Origin of the sequence: Parapedobacter brassicae, from assembly GCF_051400755.1 — a bacterium.
Taxonomy (GTDB): Bacteria; Bacteroidota; Bacteroidia; order Sphingobacteriales; family Sphingobacteriaceae; genus Parapedobacter.
The window spans coordinates 24246-45867 of record NZ_JBLFFL010000009.1; the positions used below are offsets into that span (position 1 = coordinate 24246).

23 protein-coding genes are annotated in these 21622 nt (G+C 49.5%); 11 read left to right on the forward strand and 12 right to left on the reverse strand.

The genetic code is table 11. The features are described from left to right. Window positions 1–11 precede the first annotated feature (11 nt). Both ACMGDE_RS18050 and lon read right to left on the reverse strand, forming a co-directional pair. Complete coding sequence (locus ACMGDE_RS18050) at window positions 12–1304, reverse strand: hemolysin family protein (protein ID WP_436834228.1); 1293 nt, start codon at window positions 1302–1304, stop codon at window positions 12–14. A 21-nt stretch (window positions 1305–1325) separates the two neighbouring features. After that, window positions 1326–3785, reverse strand: coding sequence for an endopeptidase La (gene lon, locus ACMGDE_RS18055; protein WP_436834229.1), 2460 nt, complete (start codon window positions 3783–3785; stop codon window positions 1326–1328). Between the two features lie 436 nt (window positions 3786–4221). On the opposite strand from lon, the gene ACMGDE_RS18060 reads away from it, so the two are divergent. After that, window positions 4222–4890: a tetratricopeptide repeat protein gene (locus ACMGDE_RS18060; RefSeq protein ID WP_436834230.1), complete on the forward strand. Its 669-nt coding sequence runs from the start codon at window positions 4222–4224 to the stop codon at window positions 4888–4890. A 54-nt stretch (window positions 4891–4944) separates the two neighbouring features. On the opposite strand, the gene ACMGDE_RS18065 is transcribed toward ACMGDE_RS18060, so the two are convergent. Both ACMGDE_RS18065 and gpmI read right to left on the reverse strand, forming a co-directional pair. Beyond that, a complete protein-coding gene (locus tag ACMGDE_RS18065; RefSeq protein ID WP_436834231.1) occupies window positions 4945–5496 on the reverse strand; it encodes a hypothetical protein in 552 nt (183 codons plus the stop codon). A gap of 8 nt (window positions 5497–5504) precedes the next feature. Further along, entirely contained in the window at window positions 5505–7064 is a 1560-nt protein-coding gene (gene gpmI, locus ACMGDE_RS18070) for a 2,3-bisphosphoglycerate-independent phosphoglycerate mutase (RefSeq protein ID WP_436834232.1), read from the reverse strand. Between the two features lie 316 nt (window positions 7065–7380). Here gpmI and ACMGDE_RS18075 point away from each other — a divergent pair, with 316 nt between their 5' ends. From ACMGDE_RS18075 to ACMGDE_RS18105, 7 genes are all read left to right on the forward strand, one after another. Then, window positions 7381–7797, forward strand: a complete 417-nt coding sequence (locus tag ACMGDE_RS18075) for a DUF4783 domain-containing protein (RefSeq protein ID WP_436834233.1) — start codon at window positions 7381–7383, stop codon at window positions 7795–7797. Window positions 7798–7935: 138 nt separating this feature from the next. Then, window positions 7936–8796, forward strand: coding sequence for a carboxylating nicotinate-nucleotide diphosphorylase (gene nadC / locus ACMGDE_RS18080; RefSeq protein ID WP_436834234.1), 861 nt, complete (start codon window positions 7936–7938; stop codon window positions 8794–8796). 45 nt (window positions 8797–8841) lie between these two features. Beyond that, window positions 8842–9492, forward strand: coding sequence for a glycerol-3-phosphate 1-O-acyltransferase PlsY (gene plsY, locus ACMGDE_RS18085; protein WP_436834235.1), 651 nt, complete (start codon window positions 8842–8844; stop codon window positions 9490–9492). Window positions 9493–9593: 101 nt separating this feature from the next. Beyond that, window positions 9594–10379 (forward strand): M48 family metallopeptidase, encoded by a 786-nt coding sequence (locus ACMGDE_RS18090; RefSeq protein ID WP_436834236.1) that lies wholly within the window; start codon window positions 9594–9596, stop codon window positions 10377–10379. A gap of 54 nt (window positions 10380–10433) precedes the next feature. After that, window positions 10434–11087 (forward strand): pyridoxamine 5'-phosphate oxidase, encoded by a 654-nt coding sequence (gene pdxH / locus ACMGDE_RS18095; protein ID WP_436834237.1) that lies wholly within the window; start codon window positions 10434–10436, stop codon window positions 11085–11087. A gap of 14 nt (window positions 11088–11101) precedes the next feature. After that, complete coding sequence (locus tag ACMGDE_RS18100; protein ID WP_436834238.1) at window positions 11102–11599, forward strand: NADH-quinone oxidoreductase subunit C; 498 nt, start codon at window positions 11102–11104, stop codon at window positions 11597–11599. Next, a complete protein-coding gene (locus ACMGDE_RS18105) occupies window positions 11596–12792 on the forward strand; it encodes an NADH-quinone oxidoreductase subunit D (RefSeq protein WP_436834239.1) in 1197 nt (398 codons plus the stop codon). Before ACMGDE_RS18100 ends, ACMGDE_RS18105 begins: the two co-directional genes overlap by 4 nt. Window positions 12793–13035: 243 nt before the next feature. Here ACMGDE_RS18105 and ACMGDE_RS18110 read toward each other — a convergent pair whose 3' ends face one another. The 6 genes from ACMGDE_RS18110 to ACMGDE_RS18135 all read right to left on the reverse strand — a co-directional run bounded on the left by ACMGDE_RS18110 (window position 13036) and on the right by ACMGDE_RS18135 (window position 17805). Next, a complete protein-coding gene (locus tag ACMGDE_RS18110; protein ID WP_436834240.1) occupies window positions 13036–13629 on the reverse strand; it encodes an outer membrane beta-barrel protein in 594 nt (197 codons plus the stop codon). A 366-nt stretch (window positions 13630–13995) separates the two neighbouring features. Further along, window positions 13996–15144, reverse strand: a complete 1149-nt coding sequence (gene dnaJ, locus ACMGDE_RS18115; protein WP_436834241.1) for a molecular chaperone DnaJ — start codon at window positions 15142–15144, stop codon at window positions 13996–13998. 10 nt (window positions 15145–15154) lie between these two features. Further along, window positions 15155–15727 (reverse strand): nucleotide exchange factor GrpE, encoded by a 573-nt coding sequence (locus ACMGDE_RS18120; RefSeq protein ID WP_436834242.1) that lies wholly within the window; start codon window positions 15725–15727, stop codon window positions 15155–15157. A 131-nt stretch (window positions 15728–15858) separates the two neighbouring features. After that, window positions 15859–16539: a cell division ATP-binding protein FtsE gene (locus ACMGDE_RS18125; RefSeq protein WP_436834243.1), complete on the reverse strand. Its 681-nt coding sequence runs from the start codon at window positions 16537–16539 to the stop codon at window positions 15859–15861. 3 nt (window positions 16540–16542) lie between these two features. Next, entirely contained in the window at window positions 16543–16746 is a 204-nt protein-coding gene (locus ACMGDE_RS18130; RefSeq protein ID WP_436834244.1) for a fructose-6-phosphate aldolase, read from the reverse strand. A 42-nt stretch (window positions 16747–16788) separates the two neighbouring features. Next, a complete protein-coding gene (locus tag ACMGDE_RS18135; RefSeq protein ID WP_436834245.1) occupies window positions 16789–17805 on the reverse strand; it encodes an aldehyde dehydrogenase family protein in 1017 nt (338 codons plus the stop codon). Window positions 17806–17957: 152 nt separating this feature from the next. Between ACMGDE_RS18135 and ACMGDE_RS18140 the strand changes: the two genes are divergently transcribed. Further along, on the forward strand, window positions 17958–18308 hold the full coding sequence (locus ACMGDE_RS18140) for a 4Fe-4S dicluster domain-containing protein (protein ID WP_436834246.1): 351 nt from the start codon (window positions 17958–17960) through the stop codon (window positions 18306–18308). Between the two features lie 87 nt (window positions 18309–18395). Here the strand turns inward: ACMGDE_RS18140 and ACMGDE_RS18145 are convergent, their stop codons facing one another. Further along, window positions 18396–18866 (reverse strand): universal stress protein, encoded by a 471-nt coding sequence (locus ACMGDE_RS18145; RefSeq protein ID WP_436834247.1) that lies wholly within the window; start codon window positions 18864–18866, stop codon window positions 18396–18398. An 89-nt stretch (window positions 18867–18955) separates the two neighbouring features. Continuing rightward, on the reverse strand, window positions 18956–19603 hold the full coding sequence (locus ACMGDE_RS18150) for a YceH family protein (protein WP_436834248.1): 648 nt from the start codon (window positions 19601–19603) through the stop codon (window positions 18956–18958). A 152-nt stretch (window positions 19604–19755) separates the two neighbouring features. On the opposite strand from ACMGDE_RS18150, the gene ACMGDE_RS18155 reads away from it, so the two are divergent. Both ACMGDE_RS18155 and cmoA read left to right on the forward strand, forming a co-directional pair. Next, a complete protein-coding gene (locus tag ACMGDE_RS18155) occupies window positions 19756–20811 on the forward strand; it encodes a nucleoid-associated protein (RefSeq protein WP_436834249.1) in 1056 nt (351 codons plus the stop codon). A gap of 72 nt (window positions 20812–20883) precedes the next feature. After that, window positions 20884–21618: a carboxy-S-adenosyl-L-methionine synthase CmoA gene (gene cmoA, locus ACMGDE_RS18160; RefSeq protein ID WP_436834250.1), complete on the forward strand. Its 735-nt coding sequence runs from the start codon at window positions 20884–20886 to the stop codon at window positions 21616–21618. Window positions 21619–21622: the final 4 nt, after the last annotated feature.

Sequence of the window (21622 nt, forward strand, 5' to 3'; positions counted from 1 at the left end):
CAATTTATTGATTATCCGAGGAAGGTGACCAATACCTTGTCGATGCGGTTGCCGTCCATGTCCATCACCTCAAACTCATAGTTCTGCCATTGCATCCGTTCGCCGGCGGTCGGCATGTGGCCCAGTTTCAGGAGGACGAGCCCGGCGATGGTATTGATGTTTCCTAGGCCGTTTTCTTCTTCTTCTGAGGCGTCGATGTTGAGTACCGTAAACAGGTTGTCGAGTTGGTACTGCCCGTCGATGAGCATGCTGCCATCCTCGCGCGTTACCATTTCAGGTCGCTCGGCCGTGTCGCCGTCTGAAATATCCCCGACAAGACTGCTGAGTATATCATTGATGGTGACAATGCCTTGCAATGATCCGTATTCATCAAGTACGACGGCCTGGTGTATTTTGGAATCCTTGAATTTGTTGAGTATACTATAAGCAGAGCTATTTTCATGTACATAATTGACGGGCTGCGTCAGCTGCGTGAGGTTGATCGGTTGCTCGACCAGGTATTGCTTGAGCAGGAATTTGATATGCACCATCCCGATGATCTGATCCAGCCCGCCTTTACATACAGGGTACACGGTATGCCCGCTGTCCAGAATGGTTCGCTTATGCTCTTCATATCCGTCATCGATATCCAGCCACACGATGTTGCTGCGGTGGGTCATCAAATTGACCGCCCTTTTATCACCAAGACTGAAAACACGGTCGACAATTTCATGTTCAATGTGTTCAATCGCTCCAATATCAGCCCCTTCATCCACTAATGCCTTGATCTCCTCCTCGGTTACCGCGTGTTGGGACGTCTTGATGCGGAGCAATTTGACGATCCCTTCGGTGGTGGCGCTAAGCAGCCATACAAAAGGCGCGACTACTCGGCTGACAACATGCATGGGAAAGGCCACGACCATGGCGTATTTCTCCGGAATGGCCAGGCCGATGCGTTTGGGTACCAATTCGCCCAATACCAGCGTAAAGAACGTAATGCAGATGACCACGATGAGCACAGAAATCTGGGAGCTATAACCATCCAGCCACGCCACCTCGGAGAGGTGAACATCTAAGCGCTGGGCGATGGTGGTGCCCCCGAAAATACCGGTCAGGATGCCGATGAGCGTAATGCCGATCTGTACGGTTGAGAGGAATCTGTTGGGCGAATCCTTCAGCTTCAGGACCTGTTTGGCGGCGGCGTTCTTCCGGTCTGCGAGCACCTGCAGGCGCGCCTTCCGGCTCGATACAATGGCGATCTCGGAAGCGGAAAAAATGCCATTCAAAAGGATTAACGCTAATATAATCAGCGACTCTGTAAGCATGAAGCTAAGATAATAATTAATTTAGACTTCCGCCAACGCCAGCTTCTTCGGCTTTTTGACCTGTTGCTTCAGCAATGCAATATTAACCACCTCATGCATCTCGGTGACGTAATGGAAGGATAGATCCTTGATATAACTTTCTTTGATTTCGAGCACATCTTTCCGGTTGGCTTTCGAAAGGATCACCTCCTTGATATTGGCCCGTTTGGCAGCCAGAATCTTTTCCTTTATGCCGCCCACGGGCAGTACCCGGCCCCGCAAGGTGATTTCGCCGGTCATGGCCAGTTTATCCTTGACCTTGCGCTGGGTGAAGCTTGAAGCCAGGGCGGTGAGCATCGTAATACCCGCCGATGGACCGTCCTTGGGCGTAGCGCCTGCAGGTACGTGTATGTGCACATCCCACTTGTCAAAGACGGCATAGTCAATCCCGAATTCATCCGCGTTGGCCCGAAGATAAGCCAGGGCAATGCTTGCCGACTCTTTCATGACATCGCCCAGGTTGCCCGTGAGGGTCAGTTTGCCTTTTCCCGGACTCAAACTCGATTCGATATACAGGATATCACCGCCAACTTGGGTCCACGCCAATCCGGTGACCACGCCGGCCACTTCATTGCTTTCATAAAATTCCTTGTCGAATATCGGAGCACCGAGGATCCGCTCGACGGCCTCAGCGTCGATCTGTTTCGGCAGCGGATCCTCCATCACGATATGCGTAGCAATGCCGCGCACGATGGAGCCGATTTTTTTCTCCAATCCCCGAACCCCCGATTCGCGGGTGTATTCATCAATGATCTTCTCCACTACCTTGGGGCGGATCGAGACGTCGATGGCCTGAAGGCCGTGCTGTTCCCGCTGCTTGGGGATCAGGTGTTTCTTGGCAATTTCGATTTTTTCCTCAATGGTGTAGCCGTTGACCTCGATAATCTCCATACGATCGAGCAGCGCAGGTTGTATATTGCTCAATGAGTTGGCCGTAGCGATGAACAGTACATTTGACAGGTCATAGTCCAGCTCGACATAATGGTCGTAAAACGCATTGTTTTGCTCAGGATCAAGCACCTCGAGCAGCGCAGAAGAGGGATCGCCCCGGAAGTCGCTCCCTACTTTGTCGATTTCGTCAAGGACAAACACCGGGTTTGACGCGCCGGCTTTCTTCAGCGACTGGATAATGCGTCCGGGCATGGCACCGATGTATGTTTTCCGATGCCCCCTGATTTCGGCCTCATCCCGGATGCCGCCGAGGGCCATCCGTGTATACTTACGACCAAGCGCCTTCGCGATGGATTTGCCCAGTGATGTTTTCCCCACGCCCGGAGGCCCCACCAAACAGAGGATGGGCGCCTTCATGTTGCTTTTCAACTTCAATACGGCGAGGTATTCAATGATCCGCTTCTTTACCTTCTCCAAGCCATAGTGATCGCGGTCCAAAATGCGCCGTGCGCGGTGCAGATCGAAGTTATCTTTGGTGAACGCTTCCCAAGGCAGTTCGAGCAGCAGTTCCAGGTAGTTGACCTGCACGGAATAATCCGCGGCCGCCGGGTTGATGCGCGCTAACTTATCGAGCTCCTTGGTGAAATGTATATGGACGTCTTTTGACCATTTTTTGGCCTTGGCGCGCTTGCGCAGATCTTCCATCTCCAGGTCGGGCGTGTTGCCGCCCAGCTCTTCCTGAATCGTCTTCAATTGCTGATTGAGGAAATAGTCGCGCTGCTGCTTGTCTAAATCGCCCCTGACTTTATTCTGTATCTGGTTTTTAAGCTCCAGCAATTGAAGTTCCAGGTTAAGCTGTTCCAATACTTTTGATGCCCGTTTATCCAAGTCTGCAATTTCGAGCAATTGTTGCTTGAACTGCACATCCGTATTGAGGTTGGAGGAGATGAAGTTGATCAGGAATGCCGGACTTTCGATGTTTTTGATGGCAATCCCTGCTTCGCTGGGGATGTGCGGCGAAAGCTGGATGATTTGCAACGCCATCTCTTTGATGGATGAGATAAAGGCATTAAACTCCCTGGTGGATTTATGTTTTTTCTCTTCAAACCGTTCGATTTGGGCCTTGATGTATGGCTCAGCCTGGATCAGGCCACGCAATTTGAAACGCTGCTTACCCTGGATGATCACGGTGGTGTTGCCATCGGGCATTTGCAGGATCTTGATGATCATGGCCACCGTGCCAACCTTGTTGAGCTGCTCAAACGTCGGGTCCTCTATCGCCATATTTTGCTGCGACACCACGCCGATGATGCGATCGCCTTTATAGGCGTCCTTGACCAGCTTAATGGATTTATCCCGGCCTACGGTGATGGGGATGACCACGCCGGGGAACAAGACGGTATTGCGCAAGGGCAGGATGGAAAGCGACTCCGGCAAGTCGGCATTGCTCATCTCATCCTCATCTTGCTGGCTCAACAGGGGAAAGAATTCCGTGTCTTCATTGATGATGGGTATTGCCTGGTTAAAATCGAATGGATCAAAATTGCTCATGTATATCTTCTTATCGTTATTGGCGCCATATTGGCAGCCATCAATCGTGCGAACCTTAAACTATATGCGTTTACTATCAATCGCAATGCCTATGCCAATACCTCGCTTTCCAAACATTTCGCTAATAAGGCATGCTTGCTGAAAAAAAGTCAGCTGCTTGGGCAGCATATGGCACGTTTACGGCCGGTATTAATTGGGCAATATGAACGCTAATATATAAAAAGGCTTAAGAAAGCGGGGGCAGGAATAATAAAATAATTCTTTTCAAGTTTTAAGTAAAAGCGTCTACGGTGTGGCACCGGAGCAAATTGTATTTGAACGCAATTATGAGTATGTTTGTACGTAGGGCGATTTTGTAGCACGGAAATTGCAAGGGTGACCTCGTATTGGTGATGGAGCAGTCGTGCAGACCGGATTTTTTTATAATTTAAAAGTGATGAATAAATTGAACATGTTTCTTAAAAAATTTAATCGAAGTGTACTGGGCGGAGTCTTGTGTGTGACGGTATTGGCTGCGCACGGCCAGACAACAGAAACGGCCCCGAGCAATCCCAACGTGCGGTTGGGACAAAAAGCGTTGATCGATGGTGATTTTAAAGCGGCCGCCAATCATTTACAGAAAGCGCTTCCAGCGGAAGCGGGCGATCCGGACGTGATGTACATGTTGGGGTATTCGCAATATCAGATCGGGGAATACCGGAAAGCGTTGGAATCGTTTGGCAAAGTGGTGCAGTTGCTTCCGGATCATGAGTCGGCATATTACTATCGGGGGAAAGCCAGTAATATCCTGGCGGTAGAAACCGATATGAAGATCAGTTCCAGCAGTCGGGAAAAAATGCTGACGGCGGCCATTGCCGATTATACCAAAGCCATTGAGCTAAACGCGGGTGACGTGAAGTATTATCAAAACAGGGGCATTGCCTATCGCGACTTGGGTATATTGCTTGGAACCTCCGGAACGGCCAATTACGATAAAGCGGCGGCGACATCGGCTTATGACAAGAGCATCGCGGATTTCGAACGGGTGCTGGGCATGACCCCCGGCAAAAAAGATATCCAAACGGAAATCAAGAAGGCAAAAATATACCGGGATAACCTCAAATAGATCTTCCCCGTAAAAAAAAATAGAAAGGCTTCGGCAGATGTGTCGAAGCCTTTTTTATGGCATCTGGCCGATCACGGTGTAATCGGTTTTTCCAATGATGCGTACCTGTTGCTGTTTGCTGATGCGGTACAACGAATCGGGATAATAGTCGAGTTCTTCCAGGGTGTTGTAAAGCATGTTGTCGACCCGATTGGTTACATGGATGTGCTTGACGGTACCATCGGTATGCTTTTCTACGATGATCCGTTCGGTACGCAATGCAGGGTCTATGCGGGTATAGGTAAGGGTGGAATGGGTGCTATCCCGCTGATAGCTGCCCTGCCACGCTGGCTTGTTGATATCTGCATCACTAAATAAGGCGAGCTCCTTTTGCCAGTCATCAATCCGGATATCGCGGCTTTCGGCCTCGCCGTTTTTGGATACGGTCTTGTGGATCTGCGGTGCCTGCCGGTCTAATCGCTCCGCCTCTTGGCGGAAATAGTTTTCCAGGCTGAAGTAAGGAGCTGTTTGACGGATACCCTCCACATCCGGTGGTGCACAGGATAAGCTCCAAGCCAAGATGGCGCCAGCCGAACATGCGCCGAAAACCGTGTCGCGATAGCGCATATCCTGATTTAAACCAATGTGTTTCCTGTCATCTCCGCGGGGATGGGCAACCCCATGATCTTCAGTATCGTCGGTGCGATATCGCCTAATTTGCCATCCGATACAGCAGTGTAATCGTCGTCAATCAGTATACACGGCACCAGATTCGTGGTGTGTGCGGTGTTGACAGACCCATCATCATTGATCATGAATTCAGCATTGCCGTGGTCAGCGATAATGATAAACGTATAACCCGAGAGCAGTCCGCATTCCACCACTTGCCGGGTGCAGCGGTCTACCGTTTCCACCGCGTTGACCACCGCCTCGAATACGCCGGTGTGCCCCACCATATCGGGGTTTGCAAAATTGAGGCAAATGAAATCCGGTTTCCGGTTGGTGATATCCTCACAGATGGCATCTGCCACGCCCTGCGCGCTCATCTCGGGCTGCAGATCATACGTGGCCACCTTGGGCGAGGGAATGAGGATCCGGTTTTCATCCTGGAACGCCTGTTCGCGTCCACCCGAAAAGAAAAATGTCACATGTGGGTATTTTTCGGTCTCGGCAATGCGCGTCTGTGTCCGCTTGTTGGCTTCGAGCACTTCACCCAGGGTATTGGACAGGTTATCCTTGACGAACAAGACCTGGACACCCTTGAAGGTCTCATCATAGGTGGTCATCGTGAGGTAATGCAAATCCAATGGATGCATCCCGTATTCGGCAAATGCCTTCTGTGTGAGTGCGAGCGTAATTTCCCGGCCGCGGTCGGTGCGGAAGTTGAAACAAACCACCACATCTCCGTTTTTGATGGTGGTGAGCGGTGCGCCATACGGGTCTGTTTTGACGATCGGTTTTACAAACTCATCGGTGACACCGGCATCATACGAATGCCGCACGGCACTGGCCAGATCCTGCGCTGACGTGCCGATACCGTGTACCAACAGGTCATACGCCTGCTTGACGCGCTCCCAGCGGTTATCGCGATCCATCGCGTAGTACCGGCCGATGGCCGATGCCAATCGCCCCGTACTGGTTTGGAGGTACTGTTCTAGATCGTTGATGTAGCCGATGCCTGAGTGAGGATCGGTGTCACGTCCATCCAGAAATGCGTGGATGAATACCTGTTCGCTGCTCAATCCGGCATTCCTCGCAGCATCACACAGCCCCTTCAAATGCGTGGTATGGGCATGCACCCCGCCGTCGGATAATAAACCGATGAAGTGCACCTGTTTTCCATTGGCTTTTGCGTATTGAAAAGCGTCTTGTAAGGTCTTGTTTTCGTTAAACTCGCCGTCTTTAACCGCTTTGTGGATGCGGCCAAGCTCTTGGTAGACCACCCTTCCGGCACCGAGATTCATGTGGCCGACTTCCGAATTGCCCATTTGCCCTTGCGGAAGCCCAACGGCTTCTCCGGAGGCTTCGAGCGTTGAATGGGGGTAACGGGAAAATAATTCGTCAAGGTAGGGAGTATCTGCCGCGAGGACGGCATTTGACTGATCTTCTTTGCCATAACCCAAGCCATCTAAGATTATAAGCGCTACTTTTTTGTTATTCTTCACAACGGCAAACTTAGCTAAACTTGGTTTCATATACAAGTTTGTCTACCGGTTAGACTTGCCGAAAAATAACGGTATATCGGATTTCGGCGCGCGGAAGCCGGGCGTTCGGGCGGGAAACCGGAGCCCGTGCGATGGGGTGCCTTGACTCCGGCGGACTGGCCGTCGGTAATATTCATGATGAGATACGGCTTAGGAAATATGGCATGTTTTTGGCTATACGTTATCTGTAATAACAAAAGGTTTGTAAAAAAAAGCTTCATGTAGAAAAAAAGCTACATTTTTTACCGCCGAAAAGGATAACATTGTTGAATATTAACTACCGCTAACATTTGAATAAACAATTACCGTGAAACTGAACAAAATCAGATGGATCAAGAAGGCAGGGATGGCCGGGATGATGTGTTTATTGATGGTGACAAGCCTTGCCCATAGTACGGATGTAATCGATGACATTGCATCTTGTATACGAGGAGCCAATACCAAGGAACTTTCAAAATACTTTTCTTCGAGCGTGAACATGACCTTGCTGAACGACGAAGGCATCTACTCGCGCGTACAGGCTGAGATCATCCTGCGTGATTTTTTTGGAAAGAATGCGCCCACAGATGTAAAACTTGCACACAAGCTGGACTCCAGTCCGAATTTCAGGTTTGTGGTGCTCAACTTGGAAACCACGAAGGACACCTTCCGTGTTTCCTACAAACTGACCAATAATGAGGATGTATTTCAGGTGACTGAATTTCGCATTGAACCACTTTACTAGTCTCCTCAATTTTTACTTTTATTCGCTTTATTTGTTTTTAAATAGCCATCTTAGCGGCGTTTTTGTGAGAACGCCCTGACTATGCACGCACTTATTTTTTTACTTCGGTCAGCGGTGTTGCATTTTAGTCTTTGAAGCATGACGGAAGAACAAAGCAAGCAATTGAACCAATTTATCGCCGCAGCGCTCGCCGAAGACGTGGGTGAAGGCGACCATACCTCGTTATCGACGATCCCCAAGGGGAAACAGGGGGAAGCCCAACTGATTATCAAAGCACCGGGCGTGCTGGCGGGGGTTGCGGAAGCCGTCGCCATTTTTGGTCAAGTGGACCAAACGCTGGACATACAACTTTTCAAAACCGATGGTCAAGCCGTACAGATCGGCGATATCGCATTGCTGGTGCGGGGTGATATCCACCATATTTTGATGGCTGAACGACTCGTGCTCAATATCATGCAACGGATGAGCGGAATAGCAACTGCTACCAGGCGTGTCGTTGATGCGCTGTCGGGGACAGGTACGAAGGTGCTGGATACGCGCAAAACAACTCCTTTATTACGGTTTCTGGAAAAGAAAGCCGTTAAGATAGGTGGGGGGGTGAACCACCGTTTCGGTTTGTACGACATGATATTGATCAAGGATAATCATGTGGACTACTCCGGGGGCATAAAGGAAGCGATTGAAAAGGCCGACCGCTATCGGAAAACGTTGAGCTACGCGATCGATATCGAAATAGAGGTACGTAGTCTGGCAGAGCTGAACGAGGTGCTGGAAATCGGCAAGGTAGAACGGATCATGTTGGATAATTTCAGTCCTGCCGACGTACGTGAAGCGGTAGCCCGTACCGATGGCCGATTTATCACCGAGGCATCCGGCGGGATTACAGAAAAAAATGTTCGCGCATATGCGGAAGCTGGAGTAGACTATGTTTCCATGGGAGCGCTCACGCATTCGGTAGACAGCTTAGACATGAGTTTGAAGGCCAAATTGCTCGATTAATCCGGGTGATGTGTTTTTGCCTTCTTTTTCGTTAATTTGCGATTCATGATATCGATATATTTGATCGGAGCGGTTGTATTAGCCTATTTATTTGGGTCCATTCCCACGGCTGTATGGCTGGGCCAATCTTTTTATGGGGTAGACGTGCGGGAGTATGGGAGCGGCAATGCGGGCGCTACCAATACCTTTAGGGTATTGGGAACGAAGGCAGGTGTAGCCGTGATGCTCATCGATATCCTCAAAGGGTGGACAGCCACTAATCTGGCCTATTTTATCGGACCCTCCGTCACGGGTCCGCTCGCTACTGCGCAGTTTGTCAACTACCAATTGGCTTTGGGCGTCATTGCCGTCGTGGGACACCTGTTCCCCGTCTTTGCGGGGTTCAGGGGAGGCAAAGGAGTGGCAACGCTGTTTGGGATGATATTGGCGGTGCATTTTCCGGCAGCATTGGTATGCGTATCCGTGTTTATCATCGTACTGCTGCTTTCCAATTACGTGTCGTTGAGTTCCATCGCCGCAGGGTTCGCTTTTCCGTTTAGCATCGTGTTCCTGTTTCAAACTTCGGTTAAATCGGTATTGTTGTATGGCATATGCATATGTGTGCTGATTTTGATCACGCACCAGAAGAATATTGAGCGTTTGCTGAAAGGCAAGGAATCGAAAGTCCACCTATTCCGAAAACGTGCAAAAGCGTAGCCGGCAATTCGGCATATATATTGCTTGACGTGCCATGGTATTGGCTGTCCAATTACTATATTAATTTGAGCATCATGAACCCACTCGCTAAAAGTACATGTATGATGATGATCGCTGTGGCGATCACATCTTGTGCAACCGTGCCGTTGACCGGCCGGCGGCAATTGAGCTTAGTCAACGAAACAGAAATTCAGCAACAGGCCGCGTTGGTTTATCGCGAATTTTTGGGCGACTCTAAAACCAAAGTCGTCAAAAGTTCATCACAGGCCCAGATGGTGCAGCGCGTTGGAAAGAACATCGCCGCGGCTGTTACCCGTTTCTTGCAGGAGAATGGATACGGCGATCAATATAGTTTTGCATGGGAATTCAACCTGATCCAGGAAGATCAAATTAACGCCTGGTGTATGCCCGGCGGTAAAGTGGCTGTGTATAGCGGTATCCTTCCCGTTACGAAGAATGAAGCCGGATTGGCTACTGTAATGGGACACGAGATTGCGCACGCAATTGCCAAGCATTCGGCCGAACGGATGTCACAATCGATCATCGCACAGGCAGGTGGGGTGGCCGTAGATGCCGCCACTGCAGAGAAATCCAGCACCACCCGCACCGTGCTTAATACCGCTTATGGGTTAGGCGGGCAGCTCGCCCTGCTGAACTATTCGCGTAATCAGGAGAGCGAAGCCGACCGGTTAGGATTGGTTTTCATGGCGATGGCAGGTTATAATCCGAATGAAGCCATCGGGTTTTGGGAACGCATGGCCCAGGCGAAACAAAGCCAGGGCGGCGGGGCTCCTCCTGAATTCCTGAGTACGCACCCCAGCGATGCACGCCGCATCAGCAACATTCAAAAGCTGATACCGGAAGCCATGGCTTATTATAAGAAGTAGCGGTTTTCGGGACGGTTTTTCGTATGTTTGTACAGTAAACAATACACATACGAAATGACGTCGAAGCAAACCGACATCGCGGCGATCCGGGTGACATACGAAATGGGGCAGTTGCATGAAACCGAGGTGGATGCAGATGCCATTGAGCAATTTCGGCGCTGGTTTGATGAAGCCCTTGAGAAGCAGGTCATGGAACCTAATGCCATGGCGTTATCCACCGTATCGGCTGATGGCCGCCCATCTTCGAGAATTGTACTCCTTAAACAACTGGACGAATCGGGTTTCGGTTTTTTTACCAATTATCAAAGCCAGAAAGGGGCGGAGTTGACCGACAATCCGTATGGTGCGCTGTTATTTTTCTGGCCCGAGCTGCAACGTCAGGTGCGGGTCGCCGGTCGGGTCGTGCGCATGCCGGAAGACCTGTCTGAGGCATATTTCCAGTCGCGGCCAAGAGCCAGTAGGTTAGGTGCTATCGCCTCACCGCAAAGCCGGGAGATCCAAGGCCGAGATCTCCTTGATGCAAGGTTTACCGATCTCGAAGAACAATACCGCGACACGGATCAGATTCCGAGACCGGCGCACTGGGGTGGATATAGGCTCGTGCCGGACATGCTGGAATTTTGGCAGGGCAGGGGCAGCAGACTCCATGACCGGCTGGTGTATGAAAGGCAACACGGCGGTTGGAAGATCAAACGGCTGGCCCCCTAATTTACAATAGATAAATGGAACACATCACGCGTATCAAAGCCCTATTGGATACCCAGTTCGGCGAACAGACGATAATTGCTGAGCAGCCAGGCCTGCAGCCGGCGCTGATCATAGATGCCGCATCCTTGCCCCAGGTATGCTTATTCCTGCGCGATCATCCGGAGACTTATTTTGATTTCTTGTCCTGCATTAGCGCGGTGGATGATGGGACCGCCGCCGGCACGTTTACCATCGTATATCATTTGGCATCGATACCGCACAAATCGCAATTGACGCTTAAGGTGGTTATACCAAATGACCGGCAATTGGACAATCTCCCCGTGGTGCCAAGTGTCGCAGCGGTTTGGCGTACGGCCGACTGGCACGAGCGGGAGGCGTTTGATCTGATGGGCATCTATTTCGAGGGACATCCTGATCTAAGGCGAATCCTCTTGCCGGAAGATTGGGAAGGATACCCCCTGCGCAAGGATTATGAAGAGGCGGCGATGTATCATGGAATAGCGATTAAATGAATCATAAACCCTATCAACAAGCGCAACGCGCCTACGAAGCCCGGTTGACAGCCATCGGCGCCGAGGAGATGGTGATTAATATGGGGCCGCAGCACCCTTCTACCCATGGCGTGCTCCGGCTGCAGCTGATCACCGACGGCGAACTGGTGAAGGAAGTCATCCCTCATGTTGGTTATTTGCATCGCTGTTTTGAGAAACATGCCGAGTCCATGAATTACGGAAAGACCATTCCGTTCACTGATCGGATGGATTACTTGGCTTCGATGAACAATAGTCACGCATTCGTAATGGGGGTAGAGCGTATGCTCGGTATCGAAAAGCTGCTGCCGAAACGGATTGAATACATCCGGGTGTTGGTATGCGAACTCAACCGCATTGCCTCCCATTTGATCGCAATAGGTACATACGGTATTGATATCGGCGCATTTACACCTTTTATGTGGTGTTTTCGGGACCGCGAACACATCATGAACATGCTCGAATGGGTTTCCGGATCGAGGATGCTGTATAACTATATTTGGGTGGGTGGATTGTTTTATGACCTGCCTGTGGATTTTGAGACGCGCTGCGGCGAGTTTATAAGGTACTTCAAACCCAAGCTGACTGAACTGGATGAGTTGCTGACCACGAATCAGATTTTTGTCTCGCGCACGGCCAACATTGGGGTATTGCCCGCGGATGTGGCGATCAACTATGGCTGTTCGGGTCCGATGCTGCGCGCCTCGGGCGTGAAGTGGGATCTGAGAAGAGTGGACGAGTATTCGGTATATCCGGAACTCGAATTTGACATTCCAGTCGGCCGGGGAGAAATGGGCAGTCTGGGTGATTGCTGGGATCGGTTCAAGGTTCGGGTAGATGAAATTAAGGAATCGGTGAAAATCATCGAACAATGTTTGGAACGACTAACCACCGCATTGAAACGCACCGCAGAATTTGACCCTCGGGCGCTGGTGCCTAAAAAAGTGAACCTAAAAGCGCAGGATTATTATGTCCGGGCGGAAAATCCAAAGGGCGAATTGGGCTTCTATTTTGTTACGCAGGAGAAATCCGACGTGCCTAAGCGCGTGAAAGCCCGCGGGCCCAGTTTCAATAACCTTTCGGTATTGCCGGAACTGGCCAGGGGTGTACTCATCGCGGATTTGATTGCAATATTGGGCTCAATCGATATTGTGTTGGGAGAAGTGGACCGATAAGGGCGTGAATAAAATATTTTAAAATAATTTTGCAGTGTGTAAAACAAACACTATCTTTGCATCATCATAATTTAGGTTTATAATTGGTTAGTAAAGGTTTCCATTCTCCCCGTTTGGAAACCTTTCTTTTTTTGTTGAACATCGGTCACGCCTTGAATAGCGGCCGGAAGGCGGGTCGCTAAGCATAAAAAAAACCACTCCGGAAATCCCGGAGTGGTTTTTTGCTGAATAAGCGGTTTGGTGTTAGAAGTAAAACTGCACGCCGATCCGCGGAGCCAAAGAGTTAGCATTCAACCCAAAGGAGTTAGTCGTGGTGTTGCTTCCTTCTTCTGGCTTGAGGCTAGCGTTTTGATAGTACAGACCTCTTACCGAAAACTCAACACCAATTTTGCTGGTCGGGAAGTAAGCGAACCCAGGAGCCAATTCAACACCATAGGATTCAATGTTGCCCAATTTGGTGTCGTCTTCTTTAGCGGTTCCCCATGCCATCGGCACGGATAACTGTCCGAAGAATTTGAAATCGCCATCACCTTTGTATACGCGGGCAAATGGGGAGACGCTGAATGCATTCAATTTGTTGCTTCCAAAGGCTCCCGTTGCGCCCGTGTTTTCTTCGTAAGAATACCCGAGACCTGTGCCTACCGCCACATTGTCGCTAACAAAGAATCCAACAGAAGGTAAAATACCCAAAGAGTGGGTTTCTGCGTCCGCATCTTTGACTTTTGAATAGTCATACGAAACATTTCCGCCAAGGATAACTTTTCCTTTTTCGGTTTGAGCGTTAGCAGCAAAGGTTACTGCGATAGCAGCTGATAAGGTTAAAAATAGTTTTTTCATGATGTATAAAATTTTGATTTAACATCCAGTCATCTAGCGATCTTTTGTTTTTAAACTATTTGACTGGTGAAGTCAGCTGTGCAATACAGGTGCCAAACTGTGTCATGGTTTTGTTGGGTCTGTCATCCTGATGTCTCTTTTGATTTTGAGCGCGATTTCAATGCTCATGGTGACCAAAAATGAGATTTTTAAACCTTGTTATTTGTTTAATGGATTTTAGAAACCCGGATTTAAATTGTTTTGGTCGGGTTGTATGACGGTTTTTTAATCATATTGACTTTTTGACACTAAATGTCAGTGACAAAAAAGCAAAGCCAAGCGGTGGAATGCTTGGCTTTTGTTCGTGGTGCCGATATCGATCTAATCCTACTCGAAATATTCCTTAATCCGTTCGAAAAAGGTTTTTTCATTTTTCCCCGGTTGGGGTTTGAAGTTCGGCGAATTGCGCAGGCGCTCGAGGAGTTCCTTCTCTTCTGACGATGTGGCTTTAGGCGTCCACACGTTTACATACACCAGTTGGTCGCCCTTGTGGTAAGCGTTTACCTCGGGTACACCCTTGCCCTTTAGTCGCAAAATTTTGCCTCCTTGGGTGCCGGGTTCTATTTTGATCTTGGCTTTGCCGTCAATGGTCGGAATTTCTGCGGCAGTACCTAATGTAGCATCGACGAAATTAATATATAGGTCGTAGATGACGTTGGTACCATCACGCTTGAGGGTTTCGTGAGGTATTTCTTCGATGAGAATGATCAAATCCCCGGGTACACCGCCACGTGGCGCCGCGTTCCCTTTGCCACTCATGGAGAGTTGCATGCCTTCGCTCACGCCTGCGGGTATGTTAATACTGATGGTTTCTTCGCCTCTTACCAAGCCGTCTCCATGGCACACGGCGCATTTTGCTGAGATCTCTACCCCTTCGCCGTTGCAGGTAGGGCAGGTGCTCGTGGTCTGCATTTGGCCGAGGATGGTATTGGTAACCCGTCTTACCGCGCCGGTGCCTCCGCAGGTATGGCAGGTGTGGAATGACGATTTGTCTTTGGCTCCGGTACCATCGCAGGTCGAGCAGGGAACCTGTTTATTTACTTTTATTTTCTTTTCAGCCCCGTTGGCAATTTCCTGAAGCGTTAGCTTTACCTTAATGCGGAGGTTGGTGCCTTTTGAAACGCGCCTGCCTCCGCGTTGGCTGCCCCCGCCAAAAAAGCTTTCGAAGGGACTGCCCCCGCCGCCGAAGATGTCTCCGAATTGGCTGAATATGTCTTCCATATTCATGCCGCCTCCGTCAAAGCCTCCCGAGGCGCCGCCTGAATGACCAAAACGGTCATAACGTTGCCGCTTCTCGGCGTTGCTGAGCACCTCATAAGCCTCGGCTGCTTCTTTGAACTTATCTTCGGCTTCTTTATTGTTTGGGTTTTTGTCCGGGTGATACTTGATGGCCAGTTTTCGGTAAGCAGACTTTATCTCTGCCTGATCGGCGTTGCGCGAAACCCCCAACACGTCATAATAATCTTGTTTTGCCATTACTTACTCCTTAACTGCCAACGACGACTTTGGCATGCCGCAATACTTTGCCATGTAAAAAATACCCTTTTTCGATTTCGTCGATGACCTTGCCTTTCAGGTCGTCGCTTGGGGCGGGCACATTGGTGATGGCCTCCTGCAATTCGGCATCGAATGGTTTTCCGATAGACTCCATTTCGGTTACGCCCTGGTGGGTCAATATATTCTTTAGCTTATGTCCTACCAGTGATACCCCTTCTTTCAGCGGCGCGACCTCGATAGCCGTCTCAAACGCCCTTAAGGCGCGCTCGAAGTCGTCTACCACGGGCAGCAAGTTAGCTAATATCTCTTTGCCTGCCGTCTGCATGAGCTCAATACGCTCTTTGCTGATCCGGCGCTTATAATTTTCAAATTCGGCATACAGGCGCAGGTACTTATCATTGGCTTCGGCCAGTTCAGCAGCCAGTTGCTGTCCGGCTGTTGATTCTTCCACCGCCGCGTCCGTCTGTTCAGCCTGGGTAGCTTCGGTTTGCATCTCCTCTGCCGCAGCGCTTTGTTTTTCTCCCATTATATCTTGATGTTTCTCTTTCTTGTGTTTAGCCATCGTTGTTCTACCTTGTCAACCGTTGTGTTGCTGCCGCAATTTCATTGCCAAGGGCGAAATATCCGTCAGCCTGTCAGTTTTCGTTGCGTCTACTTACAAAATGGCGCATCAGCCATGGACTTACCCGATTGTTATATTGACACGTTGTCGTGCAACGCGCCGTCGGCTGTTTTGGCAATGCGGGAGGGCATATTACGAATGATCTGATAATCGTGTGTAGCCATCAGGATCGCCGTGCCACCCCGGCTGATTTCCTTCAGCAGCAATACGATCCCTTCTGATGTTTCGGGGTCCAGGTTGCCGGTAGGTTCGTCTGCCAAGATGATCTCCGGATTGTTCAGCAAGGCCCGTGCGATGACGACACGCTGCTGCTCGCCTCCGGACAGCTCATGGGGCATTTTTTTCAGCTTGGAGCGGAGACCTACTTTCTCCAGTACGTCAAGCATCCTGGTGTTGATGAGCGCTCTATCTTTCCATCCGGTAGCCCGCAGTGCAAATTCCAGATTCTTTTCTACGGTGCGGTCGGTCAGCAAATGGAAATCCTGAAAAACGATGCCCAATTTCCGGCGCAGGAATGGTACTTCTCTGGTACTGAGTTTTTTGAGGTCGAAGCCGGCAACCATCCCTTCGCCGCTGGCGATGTGGAGGTCGCCGTAGATGATTTTCAGGAGACTGCTTTTGCCGCTCCCCGTCTGGCCGATCAGGAACACGAATTCGCCTTTATCGATTTTGAGGTTTACATTCGAAAGCACCAGGTGCTTGGGTTGGTAGATATCTACGCCTTTAAGTGTGATTACCGTATCGCCCATCATAAGCTACAAGTCTAATTTCTTTATTTGTCCGAAAGGTATTTCCTTGACAATGTCCATGATGTATCCGGCCTTATCGCCCAACCCCAGCTTTTCCAGGGACTTATCCGGGCGGTCTACTCTGAAGTAGGCGAGCAGCGTGAAGGTATCGTCACGTAATTGGACATAATCCGGTATTTTGGCTACGCCCTTGACCTTGATGACATACATGGTGTGGCAAAGTTAGCATTAATTGGGTGAAAGATAAAGGCTTTATCGCTGTTCGGCCAAAAAATCCAACGTGTTGACGCCATCTGCATAATCGTCAAGAGCGGGTTGTTGCGTCTGTCCGAAACCAACCACGGGCGTGCTAATGCCCAGTTGTTCGGCACTGGCCACGCATTGTAATTGAGGGGCCAACCCGGTCAGCCGGTCAGCCAGCGAGCCGAAGTCGTCGTATGTTTCCAAATAAAGCGTAGCCAACGGCGAAGCTGTGCGTTCATCAGGTTTTACCAGTAAAAAGCCATTGTCATAGTGCAGATCGCCGTTGATCAGGTAGATGGACTTATTATAGTCGTAGTTATTTGCGTATTTGTGGTGGTTGATGACATCAGCAAACGATGCTATACCCTCAAAAAATGCCGAAATGTCATACTCCGCGGGTATAAATAGCTTAGCGACATTGCGGCAGCCTAGACCGAAGTAATCGAATACATCATGGCCGAGCTGCGTTAGTTCGGCAGGGGACTCTTTTCCGGTCAGTACGGCAGCACTGTTGCGGTTTTTTCGAATAATATGGGGTTTATTGCCAAAGTAATAGGTAAAGTATCGCGCACTGTTGTCGCTGCCCGTTGCGATGACCAGATCGAAGTCCTTTAACCTGTCGGTGATGCGGATTTTAGAGGTGAAGCGGGGTTCGAATTCTAGTAACTTGGCGAGCAGATGCGCGGTAAGCTTAGGGTCGTCCGCCGAGGGTTTTATCTGCACGCTGAAGCCCGCACTAAGCACGCAAAGGATATCGTGGAAGCCGACCAGCGGAATATTTCCTGCCAAGATAAGTCCAACGGTCTTATCGGTTTCTTCATCAAACGGATAGGGGGTCAGCCAGTGTTCCAATTGGTCCTTCGATAGGTTCGCCGCCGTGGCATGCAATGCCTTGCGGACATTGGAAGGCGTAAACCAGGGGTTGTAATAGTGGGTGGCGGTTATCGTTTCCTCCAGCTGTTGATCACCGGCAAATAGGTATTCCCCCAATAAGGCAAACGCCTCGATACGTTGTTTCTGTGTCAAAATCTGAATCCTTGATCGGAGTTAGATAATATTATTGTATATTTGCACCAATTAACATTTGACAAAAGACGACTAAATTTGTAGTCAACTTAATTGTCGGGATTAAGGGTACAAAAATAGGTTTTTTATTTATCATAACAGGAAAAGAGTAGATGGCAATCAAGATAACTGATGAATGTATCAATTGTGGAGCGTGTGAACCTGAATGCCCCAACAATGCTATATATGATGCAGGGGTAAGCTGGCGATTTTCCGAGGGAACGGAGCTGAGCGGCGTAATCGATTTCGGTGACGGAACGACCCTCAATGCAGATGAAGAGCAAGCGGCATTATCCGATGAAGTTTATTACATCGTGTCGGATAAATGTACTGAGTGCGTAGGTTTTCATGATGAGCCGCAGTGTGCTGCGGTGTGCCCGGTAGACTGTTGCGTAGACGACGAGGATGTCCGGGAGACAGAAGAAGAGCTACTGGCCAAGAAAGCTTGGCTGCACGGGGAATAACCGCGCTGTCGCGATACGTTTCGTAGAAGATTTGAAGAGCCTTCCGTCAGCATACGGAGGGCTTTTTTTGTTGCTCCGGCTGACGTTTCAGCATTTGCTGGGTACAACCAATACCGGGCAAGAAGCTCTCCTCAAGACACTTTCTGATACACTGCCGGATATAAAATGATCAAATCCGGTGCGCCCGTGGGTACCCATGATAATGAGATCGGCCGCCCATTCGTTGGCCACGGTGAGGATCTCTTGCTTGGGACTGCCTATCCGGCTAAAGGTGAACACTTCTTTTACATCGTGGAAATCCCTGCTGATGCCGTCCAGCAGATTCTTAGAATTCTCCTCTTGTATTTCCGTGGTTTCGGGAATGATGATCGGCTGTTGGCCCATCAGGGGATCAGCACCATAGTTAGTGGGCGCAGCAGGCTCAATGACATGTATCAATGCCACGGATGACTCCATGGTCTTGGCAAGGCTGTAGCCATGCTGCAGCGCTTTCTTTGAGCATTCGCTATCATCGGTCGCGATGAGTATGCGGCTGTATTTAACGGGTTGTGTCTCCATGATCAGAGGCTTATGATGTTAAAATAGTTACCACATTAACAATCATTAATTGGTTTTAGTTTTTGCGGACTATGCAGCGGTACCGGTAGCTACGATAATTCCTGCATCAATTTGTCAAATTCGGCGCGCAGGGTAGCCAACTCGGCCTCCATTTTGGTTACGCGGGCGGTCAGTTGAGCAGTAGACCCAGTGTCATACGCCTCGATGTCAGTTTCATCCGGAATCGTGTCGCCACCCAACAAATGCATATAGCGTGCTTCTTTCTGTCCGGGACGTTTAGTCAGCTGCTTCACATAGGGCGGCTCGGCGTTGGCAAGGTTATCCAATAATGACTGCACCTCATCCAATGATTCAAACGCATGCATCCTGCCCGCATTGGTGTTCAGTTCTCCCGGGGTCTGCGGACCGCGTAACAGCAGGAGGCAGAGGATGGTTACCTCGGCAGGAATGATGGGATACAACACCGCAAAATTATGCTTGTATTTCGTCACCCGGCTGGACCCGCCGGTGACGGTTGACGCCAGTCCCTTCTTCCGGAGCACATCCAGCGTGGTGACGATGGTACTCTCGTCATAGTTGACCACAGGCTTCCGTGACGTTTTTTGGTTACAGGCAGCAAGCAGGGCGTTCAGCGTGAGCGGATAGTATTCCGGTGTCACTTTTGCTTTTTCCATCAGGGAGCCCAGCACACGCTGCTCTTCGGGTGATAAGATGGGGAGTATTGGTGTCGTATCCATGGCATGGTTCATTGAGCGTCTGTCGATTTCCAAAAGTGGAATTTTTATCCCATATAAACAACTTTGTGTAAAAATGGACTCCCCAATTGTTATCTTCGCAGCGACCATCCACCGATACGATTGAATCCATTTTACAGTAAACGAAGGACCATATGTTTTACCATACCGACGCCACCTTGGAGCAACTGGCCATCCATCGGGTAGGCAATAAGTTGCAGAACGAATTTTATGTGCTTAGCGAACGCCCGATGGTGTTAGCAGACGAATTATTGGCGCAACTGCTCCGGCACTATTTTCTCAGTCCGTTTGCCAAAGTCAATGAGGTGTATCGCTTATCCCATTCCAGCGGCACCCTCGCGCTCAATGAAGTGCATCACTTTTCCAATGCATTTTTCAAGGGCGAGCTGGGATTCCATGAATTAAGCCAACAGCTGTGTAAGCACCTGTTTGAGGTATCCAATCATCCCAATATCAAGGGTGGTGAACTCTACGTGGTGCACCTTCGGGATGTGCAATTAGAAGGTGAGCTGCATGAGGCCATCGGAGTGTTCAAATCAGAGAATAAAGAAACCTATCTCAAAGTGTCGCCGCAACAAGGCGCATTTAACATCGGCTATGAGCAGGAAGCCATTAACATCAACAAGCTGGACAAAGGGTGCATCATTTTCAATACGGAAAGCGACGAAGGGTACAAGGTGTTGGCCATAGACCAAACCAACCGCCAACAGGAAGCGGTCTACTGGAAAGACGATTTCCTGGGCCTGCGCGTACGTAATGACGCCTTCAACCAAACGGGTAATTTCCTGAAAGTATATAAACAGTTTGTAAACAAAGGGTTGGATGACGCATTTGAAGTGGAACGTACGGACAAGATAGACCTGCTCAACCGTTCGATGAATTATTTCAAAGAAAAGGAGACCTATAGGCAAGATGAGTTTGAGGAGGAGGTGTTGGGCAACCCGCAGGCGGTTAGCCTATTCAATAACTACCGTCAACAGTTCGAAACCGAGCATGATTCGCCGTTCAGTGATCGGTTCGATATTTCAGGCCAAGCCGTTAAGAAAGCGCAAGCTACTTACAAGAGCGTTTTGAAACTGGATAAGAACTTCCATATATACGTACATGGCAAGCGGGAGTATATCGAGAAAGGCTACGATGACGAAAAGGAGATGAATTACTATAAGATTTATTTCAAGGAAGAGCATTGAGTTTTCCAGATTCTTTCCAGAATGTGCGGCTACTTTGGTTGCCTCAACCGTGTGAAAAAGGCCGGAATAATTATGGGTAAAAACAAGGATAATGTGTTTAGCGAGGTAATCAAAAAACCCTCGGATTTTAAATTCGGCGCCACGGTAGCCAATGCGTTTGACGACATGGTAGAGCGTTCGGTGCCGTTTTACAACGAGATTCAGCGGATGATCATCGAACAGGCGAGCGAATTTGCGGTTGCAGATACCAATGTATACGACTTGGGGTGCTCTACAGGCACTACATTTTTAAACCTGGATGCCCTGGTGGATGAAAGTGTGCGTTTCGTTGGCGTAGATGATTCAAAAGACATGCTGGAGAAATGTGCCGAAAAGTTCAAACAAGCCAACCTCACACGGGCGTATGAATTGAAGAATGCCGACCTCCACCAGGATTTTGACATCAATTATGCCTCCGTTGTGATCTTATGCCTCACCTTGCAGTTTGTGCGGCCGATATATCGCGAAAAACTGATCAAGCGGATTTATGACGGCCTTATCCCGGGGGGTGTGCTGATCGTTGCCGAAAAGATTTTGGCAGAAGACAGCCTGTTTAACCGAAACTTCATCAAGTACTACTACGACTACAAGCGGCGCAACCATTACAGTGAGTTAGAGATTTCGCAGAAGCGGGAGGCATTGGAGAATGTGCTGATCCCGTATAAGCTCAGTGAAAACAGGAAGATGTTGATGGAAGCTGGTTTCAGCCATACGGAAGTATTTTTCAAATGGTACAATTTTTCAGGATTTATAGCCATTAAAGATTAGTTTG